Annotated in this window: 7 protein-coding genes, 3 tRNA genes and 3 pseudogenes; 12 read left to right on the top strand and 1 reads right to left on the bottom strand. The window is 43.8% G+C overall.

Translation table 11 applies throughout. The features are described from left to right. The first annotated feature begins 97 nt into the window (after window positions 1-97). The gene (locus HMPREF2955_RS05555; protein WP_070721687.1) at window positions 98-697 is read left to right on the top strand and encodes a hypothetical protein; all 600 of its coding nucleotides are present in this window, start codon (window positions 98-100) and stop codon (window positions 695-697) included. 563 nt (window positions 698-1,260) lie between these two features. Here HMPREF2955_RS05555 and HMPREF2955_RS05550 read toward each other — a convergent pair. Then, window positions 1,261-1,632 (bottom strand): annotated as a pseudogene (locus HMPREF2955_RS05550) (transposase); the annotation flags it as partial. A 175-nt stretch (window positions 1,633-1,807) separates the two neighbouring features. Between HMPREF2955_RS05550 and HMPREF2955_RS05545 the strand changes: the two are divergent. The 11 genes and pseudogenes from HMPREF2955_RS05545 (at window position 1,808) to HMPREF2955_RS05495 (ending at window position 12,003) form a co-directional block, all read left to right on the top strand. Then, a tRNA-Thr gene (locus HMPREF2955_RS05545) sits at window positions 1,808-1,880 on the top strand. Window positions 1,881-1,885: 5 nt separating this feature from the next. Continuing rightward, window positions 1,886-1,958 (top strand) — tRNA-Gly (locus HMPREF2955_RS05540). A gap of 257 nt (window positions 1,959-2,215) precedes the next feature. Further along, window positions 2,216-5,455 (top strand): TonB-dependent receptor, encoded by a 3,240-nt coding sequence (locus HMPREF2955_RS05535; protein ID WP_070721685.1) that lies wholly within the window; start codon window positions 2,216-2,218, stop codon window positions 5,453-5,455. Between the two features lie 142 nt (window positions 5,456-5,597). Continuing rightward, window positions 5,598-5,930: a cupin domain-containing protein gene (locus HMPREF2955_RS05530; protein ID WP_009230268.1), complete on the top strand. Its 333-nt coding sequence runs from the start codon at window positions 5,598-5,600 to the stop codon at window positions 5,928-5,930. Between the two features lie 107 nt (window positions 5,931-6,037). After that, window positions 6,038-7,198, top strand: a complete 1,161-nt coding sequence (locus tag HMPREF2955_RS05525; RefSeq protein WP_070721683.1) for an MltF family protein — start codon at window positions 6,038-6,040, stop codon at window positions 7,196-7,198. A gap of 321 nt (window positions 7,199-7,519) precedes the next feature. Beyond that, window positions 7,520-7,604 (top strand) — tRNA-Ser (locus HMPREF2955_RS05520). 312 nt (window positions 7,605-7,916) lie between these two features. Beyond that, window positions 7,917-9,149 carry a site-specific integrase gene (locus HMPREF2955_RS05515; protein ID WP_009236088.1) on the top strand — a complete coding sequence of 411 codons (1,233 nt, stop codon included), beginning with the start codon at window positions 7,917-7,919 and terminating at the stop codon, window positions 9,147-9,149. A 25-nt stretch (window positions 9,150-9,174) separates the two neighbouring features. Next, complete coding sequence (locus HMPREF2955_RS05510; protein ID WP_004364822.1) at window positions 9,175-9,642, top strand: DUF1896 domain-containing protein; 468 nt, start codon at window positions 9,175-9,177, stop codon at window positions 9,640-9,642. A 558-nt stretch (window positions 9,643-10,200) separates the two neighbouring features. Then, window positions 10,201-10,371, top strand: a pseudogene (locus HMPREF2955_RS15060) (tyrosine-type recombinase/integrase); the annotation flags it as partial. A 93-nt stretch (window positions 10,372-10,464) separates the two neighbouring features. Continuing rightward, a pseudogene (locus HMPREF2955_RS15055) lies at window positions 10,465-11,102 on the top strand (recombinase family protein). 571 nt (window positions 11,103-11,673) lie between these two features. Continuing rightward, entirely contained in the window at window positions 11,674-12,003 is a 330-nt protein-coding gene (locus tag HMPREF2955_RS05495; protein ID WP_004364815.1) for an ArsR/SmtB family transcription factor, read from the top strand. Window positions 12,004-12,320: the final 317 nt, after the last annotated feature.

Here is a 12,320-nt window from a genome sequence, read left to right as displayed (position 1 = left end):
TTAGTTAGATATTTACTGAATATCCCTACTTAATGTTTTGGCTTTAAATGGGAATGCACACATTGTTAATGAGGACTACAAATCACTATTTGCCAATATGATACGAGATGGACTGCAACCAAATAACGATACCTTTACCGTTGCAGATTTATCTATAATGTTAGAAAAGAATGAACAAATATCAAAATTACCTTCTGACAAAGTTATAGAAATAGCCCATCAAATCCATCAAGAAAGATTACTCGGTTTCTCCGACGACCAAATTACAATGAATATGACTCGCAGTATTCAAGGTGCAAAAATTGAGATAGTAGAGGATTTGTCTAAAACAAAGCAAGAGTTATCAGCTGAAAGAAAAGAGAAAGAACATTTTAAGTCTTCTGCCGATAAAAGAGAACAAGCATTGCGATTGCAAATCGAAAAAGAAGTTCGTAAAGAATTTAGAGCTAATTGTATTAGATTATGGACTAAAAGAATATTCCAATTTATTTTAATATGTGTTGCATTGATAATTGCTGTTTTAATTCTTGGTAGAATTGACTTTATAAAGCAGATTTCCTTTTGGATTTTCACTTTAGTATGTGCTGCCATTCCAATAGGACAAGGAAGCAACAAATATTTCAAGCAAAAGAAAACAAAAGAAAGCCACATAAAAGAGGAAGTAGAGCGACGTCTCAATAGTTATCTTTACTCGTAATTTTTATAAAATTGAATGCGATTTTCTTTTGCTTCTTTTCTTTGGTCGCCTGTTTGTTCAAAGAAAGAGAGAAGAAGCCACGCAAGTTTTCAGTTTGCGTGGCTCTTAGTTTTATTCAAGGTGGTGTTTCTACACTTTCGTTATTCTGCCTATCCATTTATTCGGATGAATGTCAAACATCCTGTTTATTCATCATCAGGCAAAGCGCTATGAATGCTTCCACTCATCACCAACCCACAATCTTCAGAACCTTTTGCCGTGCTTCTTCCTTGTTCTCTGCAACCACATCAAACACTCCTTTAAAGATGTATTGCTTCTGTACTCTGTAAACTTATTTCTTCATAATCTTAAAATTCAACCTTTAATCATCAGTATTCCTTTGGCTCTCCATTGGATAATCTGCGGTGTTTGAGCCAAAAATGATGCGCACCATAGCCATAGGCAAAGAACTTATCAAGCTCCGTTTCTTTTGCTATTTTGTTGATAGCCGACCTTAATTCCTCTTTGTTGTCGGATAGTGTTATCGCATTTCTCGAGCAAAGCTTTCAACAACACGTAACAACCCTAATATGAGCAAGTGGAATGAAAGTCGGTTTCCAATTCTTTTGGTTCACCCGATACGGGCATTCGAGTCTTATATGTGCGGTTTCGAACAGGTCAAGTTGAACGTCAGCTCCTATATATCCTTTGTCCCCGTAGATGCTGCAGTCATGATAAGACAATTTCACATCCTTCATGTAGTCGAGGTCAGGTATGCTTGCCTTGGACAGGTCATATGAGTGGATAACACCTGTTAACTCACAGAGGGCATGCAGTTTATATCCTAAATAATATGTGTTTTGTGACACGCAGTAACCGAAGTCCGGAGCTTGTGCAAAGTCCCCAGTCCGTCCCATCTTGCAACGTGTCCCCCTTGCCACCCGACACACCGCTATTTTATATGGCAACTAGGGATTGGCGTATATGTATGGTAGTGGAACGATGGGGTTTGGGAAGATATTTCTCCATTTCGGCCGAATAAAATCGGCAAAACATTTGGTGCTTATCGAAAAAACAACTACCTTTGCACCGCATTTGAGACAATGCCCCATTAGCAATAAGCAGGGAAAGGCCGATATGGCTCAGTTGGTAGAGCAATTCATTCGTAATGAATAGGTCCCCGGTTCGAGTCCGGGTATCGGCTCAAATGCGGTAATAGCTCAGTTGGTAGAGCACTAGCTTCCCAAGCTGGGGGTCGCGAGTTCGAGCCTCGTTTACCGCTCATGGCGTCTAGCCAACTTATTCAGGATTATTTTGATAGTTATATATAAGGCAGAAGAAACGTTAAGGCGTTTCTTTTTTCCGTTTACAGGTATTTCTTGCGGCCAAATTCTGTGCGCACGAAATATTTTATTGTGCGCAGCAACATTTCCTTTACAACGCTTTCTACTTCTCAAAAAAAGAATTAAATTTGCAGTATAATATAATTCCGCGAGGGGTTATAAAAAGTTTTCTTATTAATTAATTTTTGTAATCACTATGCAAAAAAGATTGTTTTTTCTGTTCGCCATTGTGATGTTCCTCACATCCCCCCTCATGGCTCAGGTTACAACATCGGGTATCAACGGAAAGGTTGTTGCTGGCGGTGAAGAGGTTATTGGGGCCACTGTGGTGGCTGTACACAACCCCTCAGGAACTCGCTACAACGGCATAACCAACGAGAAAGGCCGCTACTCCATTCAGGGTATGCGCGTGGGTGGCCCCTACACCATCACCATCTCGTACGTGGGATACAAAGACGAAGTGGTCGAGAACATTCATTTGGCTCTCGGCGAAGCAAGCGTATTTAACGCCGACTTGAAAGAAGACGCTAAGTTACTGGGCGAAGTAACTGTTACGGGCAAGGCCGGCGTTGGCACAACAGGTGCTTCGACACAATTCTCGAAGACACAAATAGACAACACGCCCACCGTTAACCGCAACATTTACGATGTGGCAACGCTGTCGCCACTGGTGAAAGCCAACAAGAAAGGCGGTATCACCATTGCAGGAGCGAACAACCGCTATAACTCGTTCCAAATAGACGGTATGGTGAGCAACGACGTGTTCGGCTTGTCGAGCGGCGGAACAATTGGCAACCAAACCAACGCCAACCCCATTGCCCTAGACGCCGTTGAGCAGATACAGGTGGTGGCCTCGCCTTTCGACATTCGTCAAAGCGGATTTACAGGCGGTGCAATCAACGCCATTACCAAATCGGGAACCAACGTGTTTAAAGCCACGGCCTACACCTACTACACGGATGAGAACCTCTATGGCCAATGGAACCAAAACACAGGCCTTAAAGAGAAATACCAAAACGAGTCTACCAAGACTTTTGGTGCAACCTTTGGCGGCCCCATCGTGAAAGACAAACTTTTCTTCTTTGCAAGTGCCGAGTATAAGAAAAACACTTATCCTGCAACGTACTACGCTGGTGCCCCAGGCTATTTTATGACCTTGGACATGGCCAAGGCCATAGCCGACAGATACGAAACGATAACGGGAATAAGGGAAGATTATGGCCGCCCCGACATCACTTCGGGCGCATTCTCGCTAATGAGCCGCATCGACTGGAACATCAACAGCAACAACAAGTTCTCGTTGCGCTACCAGTTTAACGACTCGTATAAAGATGAAATCAGCTCGAGCTACAACACTTACAACTTCGTAAACAGCGGTTATAAGCGCATAAACAACATGCACTCTTTCGTGGCCGAACTTAACTCGCACCTTAGCCGTTCGCTTTATAACGAGTTGCGCGTGGGATTGACGATAGTACGCGACCGCCGCGACATACCTTACCGCGCTCCCGGCGTTTATATAAGCAAGGCAGGCGCATACGACCCTGTAACGGGTGTTCAAGCGGCAGGAGACAATAACATCAATATCGGAACAGAATATTCTTCGGGATTGAACGCCCTAGAACAGAATATCTGGGTGTTTGAAGACAACCTTTCTTGGTATCTGGGCAACCACAACATCACCTTTGGTACGCATAACGAGCTGTACGACATGAAGAACTCGTTTATGCAGGCCTTTACAGGACGATATTCGTACGGCAGCAAAGATATAGGCGGCATCACGGCCTTTATGACCGATAAGGCTAGCGAGTTTACTTGGAACTACGCAGATACGAACATTACAGGCACAAGAGAATGGAAAACGCCCTTTAAAAGCGGGCAAGTAGGCTTTTATGTTCAAGACAAATGGGACTTGAACACGCTGCTGCAATTTACTTATGGCGTGCGTCTCGACATCCCATACTACGTCAACAGCCCATCTACAAACAAGGAATTTAATGCCAGCGATTTCTCTACGAAGCACGATGCAGTTGTGGGCCGTAAGCCAAATTCGGTGCTGATGTTCTCGCCTCGTTTCGGTTTCCGTTGGTACACAGACGAGACTCATAAGACGATGTTACGTGGTGGACTAGGTGTGTTTAATGGACGTGCACCCTTCGTTTGGATTGAAAACGCTTGGGCCAACACGGGTATAGAACAGAAAGGCGTGTCTATTCGTGCAAACTCAAAAACGGGTGCTCTTGCTCCTTCATTCGAAACATTTAAGAATGATGCAGAAGGGGCAGCACATGCCCCTGGGCTTAATGCCGTTCCTGTGAAACCTAATATTGCAACGGTGGCTCGCGATTTCAAGTTCCCACAGGTGTTCCGTGCCAACTTGGCTTGGGAACAACAACTGCCTTGGGACATGAAGTTTACCCTGGAAGGACTTTACTCGCGAAACCTCAACAATGTTTGGTTTGAGAACCTGGCACTTGTAAACGAAGGCAAGCGCGTATACGCGGTAGAAGGTGCAGAAAAATCGTCTACTATTTTCTACACTAGCAAGCCAGGCAGTTATAGCAGTATTGTTAACATGAAGAATACGAACAAGGGTTATAGTTATTCGGTAAGTGCCCAGGTTGAGAAATCGTTTAAGTTCGGTCTCGACCTCATGGCGAACTATACGTTTGGTCGTTCGTATTCGGTAAATGATGGAACGTCGTCTATCGCTCTTTCAAACTGGGGCTTTTATTATAGTGTAGACCCTAACGAACCTGTATTGGCAACTTCGATGTTCGACATACCCCATCGCCTTGTTATTACGGCCAATTATAACAGCAAACGCTATGGAAATGGACGTTGGCAAACGCATGTTGGGCTTACTTACAACGGGTCGAGCGGACAACGTTATAGCTTGACCATGAGCGACAGCCAAAACGAATCGTTTAATGGCGACTATCGCAAAGGTAACACCTTGTTGTATATCCCAACAAAAGACGAACTGGCTAACATGAAGTTCGTCGACAAAAAAGATAAGAACAAGAATGTTGTGGCAACAGCAGATGAGCAAAAGGCGCAGTTTGAAAAATGGATTGAAGGCGACAGCTATGCAAGCAAGCATCGCGGACAATATGCTGAGCGCAACTCGCATCTTACACCTTGGGAAAACCGCTTCGACCTGCACATCTCGCAAGACTTCTATTATTTGAAGGAACGTGGCAGCAAGATTGAGTTGGTGTTCGACATTCTTAACGTGGCTAACTTGCTTAACAAGAACTGGGGCACAACTTATGGCTCGGTTTACAACATCAACAAGTTGCAGGTTCAGGGCGTTGAAGATGGTGGCGCACCCGACACGAAGGTGGCATCGTTCCAGTACTTCGACAATACGCCATTTGTTAGCGATGTGGCCAGCCGTTGGCACGCACAGATTGGTTTGCGCGTTACGTTCTAAGCCGGTAGCTTTGATGCAAGCTGTGGCATTAGGCCGATAATGCCCGCTTAACAGGGCATGTATTATATAAAAGAGGACACCACCTATAAGGGAGTGTCCTCTTTTTTTGCTATCTTTGCACGACACAAACAAAGAAAAGGTTATGCACATCGACTTGAATAATTTGGAAGAAACCAAGATAGTTGGTTTTAAGGGTGGACATGGAGAAATGTTCATGCGCGCCTTTGTAGACGACAAGTGCCGCATTATGCGCAACGTATTGAAGCCGGGAGCAGCAAGCGGACTGCACAAGCACGAAGAAAATTGTGAGGTGGTGTTTGCGTTGAGCGGTGAAGGAACGTTTTATTGCGACGGCGAAAAAGAAACGCTCTTGCCCGGACAGGTGCATTATTGCCCTATGGGACATGCCCATTATTTTGAAAACAACGGCACGGAAGACTTTGTTTTCTTCGCCATCGTACCCGAACACCACTAATAACAACTTTGCCGTGACATGCTAATACCCTCGCATGCCTATAATGTAAACCCCGTATTCGCCCAAAAAACAAGAATGTGAACACCTTCTTTCGCCTATCCTTCATCATGCTGATGGTTGTTGGCCTAGTGGCTTGCAACCATAAGAAACAAAACCAACCCGTGGAAACCCCATGGGGAACGACGCTTGGTGCCGATAGTGCGACTACGGCCGGAAGCGGATTTTCGCTCAACGACATCATCCATAACGGCGAACTCATCATGCTCACCCTTACTGGGCCAGAGAATTACTACGACTATCGCGGTCGTGGGATGGGCTTGCAGTACCTGCTTTGCGAGCGTTTTGCTAAGGCATTAGGTGTTTCGCTTAGGGTGGAAGTGTGCAAAGATACGACCGACATGGTGGCGCGATTGAAAAATGGCGATGGCGATTTGGTGGCTTTCTTCTTGCCCAAGAAGGTTGGGGGGGTGGACTTTTGCGGGGCGTCGTCGGAATCGGGCGACGGGCAGTGGGCGGTCCAGGAGGGAAACGAGGCCTTGGCCGACACCCTGAACAGGTGGTTTAAGCCTGCATTGCTAGCAAAGATTAAGGCCGAAGAGCGGTTCGCGCTTTCGTCGCGCAGCATAACGCGCCATGTTTATTCACCCATGCTGGACCGAAAGGCGGGCGTTATATCACAATACGACCATCTTTTCCAAAAGTATGCGCCAACCGCCCGTTGGGATTGGCGGTTGTTAGCAGCACAATGTTATCAGGAATCTACGTTCGACCCGCAGGCTCATTCGTGGGCAGGTGCAAGGGGATTGATGCAGATAATGCCCGGCACGGCTGCTCATTTAGGGCTGCCTACCAGTCAAGTGCACGAACCTGAACCCAATGTCGCGGCAGCTACAAGGCTTATCAGGGAGCTTGATGGGAAGTTCAACGACATTGGCGACCGCATGGAGCGCATACGCTTTGTGTTGGCCAGTTATAATGGTGGTGCTGGTCATGTGCGCGATGCAATGGCTTTGGCGCGCAAGTACGGACAAAACCCACAACGATGGGAAGATGTGGCACCTTTCGTTTTACGCCTAAGCACTCCACAATTCTATAACGACCCAGTTGTTAAAAACGGCTATATGCGTGGCAGCGAAACCGTAGATTATGTGGAACGAATCGGTAAGCGGTGGCAACAATATTCGGGAATGGCTCCTGGCGGAATATCGGGCAGCTATGGCTCGATGGTTCCACAGCGCGCCACGAAGAAGTATCGGTTTCATCTCTAAGCCATCTCTACCGCATCACTACGCCATCTCTACGCCACTTTAAGCCATCTCTACCCCTTTCTCTAACCCACTTTAAGACATCTCTAACCCATTCTCGTACCCGCTTTAAGACATCTCTAACCCATTCTCATACCCGCTTTAACCCATCTCTAAGCCACTTTAAGCCATCTTTAACCCATCTATCCCCCATTAAGTGGTGCCTTCTAAGGTATATTTTTTAATATTTCGGTAACTTTGTTTATAAAACTTCGAACATCGTTTGCCAAATCAAAAAAAAATGTTACCTTTGCACCGCCTTACCACGAAGGCCATTTATATTAAGGAGAGATGGTAGAGTGGTCGATTACAGCGGTCTTGAAAACCGCCGTACCGAGAGGTACCGGGGGTTCGAATCCCTCTCTCTCCGCTAATAGGCTTCAAAAGGACTTCACAAGGGTTGTCAATTTAGCCTTCAAAAATTAGCTAATCGTTGTAAAATCAAGGTTTTACAACGATTTTTCTTTGTATATACCTCCATAGCCTGACGGCATAACCCTATATTTTGACAGTCATCTTTCGGTCAATTTCTGCTACACTTACTGCTACACAAAAATTGCAGTAGCAAAAAATGTAGCAGTGACGGGATTTTGAATACCATATTGACGGCATCAACTCTTTCTTTTTCAATGTATTAAGTATTAACTTTGCAGCCGAGTGCTACACAAAAGAATGATGCATTATGAGAACAAATTTCAAGGTGTCCTTCTACCTACGTTCAAACTATGAGAACAAAGAAGGAAAGTCGCCTGTAATGCTCCGAGTATTCCTTAACGGAGAGATGGCTAATTTCGGATCTACGAAAATATTCGTGGACAAGTCGCTGTGGAATAACACTACCAGCAGGCTCAAAGGTCGGACGGCAGAAGCCTTATCCGCTAATGCCGCATTGGACTCCATTTCCACAATGCTGAATAACATTTACCACAAATTCGAGGATGATGAATCCTTGTCATTGGATAAAATCCGCTCATTCTTTGTCGGGAAAGACAGGGAGTACACGACCTTTCTCCCTATATTCGACAAGTTCAACGAAGATGTCAGACAGCGTGTCGGACATACCATCAGCAAGGACAGCCTGCAAAAGTACAGCGTTTTAAGAAGGCATTTCGCAGAATTCCTTATCTATAAGTATGGGAAGAAAGATATTGGACTGGCAGAGTTCACGCCATCCGTAGTACAGGACTTTGAGCTGTACCTGAGTACGGCGGCTGGGTGTGCCTATAACACATCAGTCAAGAAATTGAAGGCACTGAAAACCGTGACCATCTATGCGCAAAAGCGTGGCTATCTTCTTCACGACCCATTCCTCAATCATCGTTTCCACTTGGAGCCGGTAAACCGTGGTTTTCTCACGGATGAGGAAATTATGAAGATAGCCAACAAGGATTTTGCTATTCAACGCTTGGAGTTAGTAAGGGATGTTTTCATCTTTTCATGTTTCACAGGTCTGGCATATATTGATGTTTCCAATCTCACACCGGACAATATCGTAACACTTGATGATAAGCAGTGGATTATGACCAAGAGACAGAAAACAAGTGTGGAGACAAATGTTTTATTGCTTGACATTCCCAAGAGTATCATTGCCAAGTACAGTCATAAGACCTATCGGGACGGCAAACTATTTCCCATCCTAACGAATCAGAAAACCAACGCATATTTAAAAGAAATTGCCGACCTTTGCGGTGTCAAGAAGAATCTGACCTTCCATCTTGCCCGGCATACATTTGCGACCATGTCGCTCAGCAAGGGCGTTCCTATGGAAAGTGTGTCGAAGATGTTGGGACATACCAACATTAAAACGACACAAATTTATGCCCGTATAACCAATAAGAAGATAGAACACGATATGGAACAGTTGGCGGGCAAGTTAGATAAGTTCAATGTTGCTATGGGCATCAACTCAAAATAATGTACAACCCTAAACCAAGAAGATTATGACAACAACAAAGAAAGAGCTTTCTTACTTCCGTTTGAAGTTGGAAGCGTATCTCGGAGAGCATTATCCAGAGAGAGTGAATGAAAATACGTTTGTAACTGCTCGCGCAGACGAAGCATTGACAGCTTACTGCGATGCTGTAGCACAAGGTTTTTCTCACCCGGAGGCGGAGGTAATGGCAAGCGAAGTTCTGTATCAAGGACTGCATTTCTCCAAGTACGACACGCTTGTGTCTGTCTTAGAGGATGAGTTCGAGAAAGAACTTCCTTCTCCTCTTCCTGAAAGACTAGCACCAATGCTTCTGAAGAATAAGGCTGTGCAAAGCGTTTTCGACAAGTATGAACTGACAGACGACTTTGGGGCGAGTCCTGAGTACGATAAACTCTACACCGAACTGACAGGAACAATCGTTCTGATCATCGAGGTTAATGGTCTGCCAACTGTCGATAGTGAGAACATGACTTGATGTAACACCATCGGGAGCTTTTGTAGTGTCAAGAGCCAAGATAAACGCTCCACTCCACACGCCAAGAGTTTGTACAAACACTTGTCTTTGTGTAGCCAGAGCATCTTGTTATTGCTCTTGAACTATTTAACTCGCTCTAAATTGGACTTTGATTGAAAATCAAGAAGTTGGGCGTTTGCCTATATTATATAGGTAACAATATGGAAACGAGCGGACTTCTGCTCGTTTCTGTATTTTGCAATATGCAAAGAACGCCTCAATTCGGGGACAAAGATACGATATTTTTCTAAATATCCCATGACTATCTAGGAGAAATTTATGGAATTTAGAACTTTTGCGTAAAATTCTCTACCTGATAAGCTGGTTTCTTAGAAAATATTTGGAGAAGGCGAATTAAAGCCACATTTTTATAGCTATAAATCCCACCACTCCTCTCAACGATGTGTACTAAGATGAGGCTTTACTTTTTATTTGGATATATGAGCTACGACAAACAACTGATATATATTGAACAATTAGTCTTACTACAAAATAGGAGATTGATAATTGAAGATGTTGCATTGCACCCGACACACATTCGCAACTCTTACCATTACGGCTGGTGCTGACATCTTCACTACAAGTAAGTTGCTTGGTCACACCAACGTTCACACAACTGAGATCTATGCAGATGTGGTGATGAACACAAAGGTCGATGCAGTCAACCTTGTTAGTGGTTTCTTTGGTTGATGGTTTGTGTTCAAATTAAGTTTGTGTTCAAAAAAGTCTTGAACAGATAACTGAACACTGGTAAATCGGTGTTCAATCAAGTCTTTGATTAAAATGAGAACTAAAACGGTAGTCATATACGCTCGCGTCAGCAGTATCGGTGACAGACAGAGCACAGATCGTCAGGTCAAGGACTTGACGGACTATGCTGTATATCAAAAGATGGAAGTCCGCAAGGTATTCGAGGAACACATCTCTGGTGCGAAAAAGAATGATGAGCGACCTGTATTGTGTGAGGCGATTAAGTATTGCAAGGAAAATCGTATTGATGTCCTTCTCGTCAGCGAATTGTCGAGATTGGGCAGGAATGCGTTTGAGGTTCTTGCCTCTGTCAAGGATTTGCTTGACTGTGGCATCCACCTTTATATCCAAAAGGAGCAGTTCATGCTTCTTGACAAGGAAGCAAACCATCTTTGTTTGCTCCTGTCATGATAGCGACCCTTTCCACCTGTGCTCAGTTGGAACGTGATAATATCTCATTCCGGCTGAACTCTGGTAGAAAGCAGTATGTCGAGAAAGGTGGAAAACTCGGCAGACCTACAGGTTCCACCAAGTCCCAGGATAAAAAGAGGGAAGAATATAGAGAGGTCATCAACCTTCTGAACAAGGGGTATGCCATCCGTGATGTTGCAAAACTCACGGGAAAAGGTATAAGCACTGTCCAGGGAGTTAAGAAGGAATTTGTGGCTTAAAGTTTGGTACCAATACAACACTTTTGTATGGACCTGCGAAACACCGCCTCATGAAAATGAGTTAAGTGTATAGTGATTTGCTATACCTTTTTGTAATAAACCAGGGTGGCGTTTTACCCCTGTGGTTTAACCAGATTCGTGAAACGCTAGTTTAGTTTCTTAACCTGATTGGTGAAGTAACAATGAGGTTTCCAAACTAGGCTATTACCCTATGGCATTATATTAACATAATGATTATATGCTGCTTACACTTGTTTATTATATTTTATAGTAACATATAAGTAACATTTTAAAAGGACAGTATGTGTAATTTGATATGTTGATGAATGCGGTCTGATTATATTTGATATTTGATGAGTGTTTGTTCTCCTTCTTGCAAATTCACAACTGTTAGTCAAAAAACATGACAATTAATAAGATTGGCAATAATTAGAATAAATTGTCAATTGTTTTTATTTGCCGTGATAAAAGATACGGAATGTTAAATATTCGCAAAAAATACGAAAGTAAATTTGGCGGTTTGAAATATTGTTCGTAATTTTGCGACCAGAAAATTAAACAAACGCTTATTATGGCAGAAAAGAAATACTGTATAAAGACGGAAACACTGGCAGGATTTGCCAAGGCTCTCGGACATCCGGCTCGCATTGCTATCATGAAGTTTCTAGCAAAGCAAAACACTTGCTACTTTGGAGACATTCATGAGGAGTTGCCTATTGCTAAGGCTACTGTAAGTCAGCATTTGTCAGCATTGAAGGATGCAGGATTAATACAGGGTGAGATTGAAACGCCTAAAGTGAAGTATTGCATGAACCGTGAGAACTGGGCGTATGCTCAGCAGCTCTTCTCTGAGTTCTTTAACATGGAATTGTGCGAGAAGAAGGAGGATTGCTGCAAGTAAATCACTTTATCCTCAAACACACTCTTTGATCCAATTGTACCCTCGTCATTAGTTTCGAGTTTTTTTAAAAACCTATACGTTCGTTGTTTTGCGAATTGTAAACATTATTAATAATACAACCCAAGCCTTGTTACGGTTCTCATCCCTCGGGGAGAGTTAAGAGGAGGCACAAAAATTATGAAACAGATCAAAATGTTGGTAAGCGCATGCGCTTGCAACCAGAAGTTTGCTTCGCTTGTCAAGGCTGTAGTGAAGAACAGTTCAACCGCATCGTGGCCATTCTCTTCATCGGCGTCGGCATCTATTATTCAATCATC

This window comes from Prevotella sp. HMSC073D09 (assembly GCF_001814145.1).
Classification (GTDB): domain Bacteria; phylum Bacteroidota; class Bacteroidia; order Bacteroidales; family Bacteroidaceae; genus Prevotella; species Prevotella conceptionensis.
This window is presented reverse-complemented; position numbering and strand designations above follow the sequence as displayed.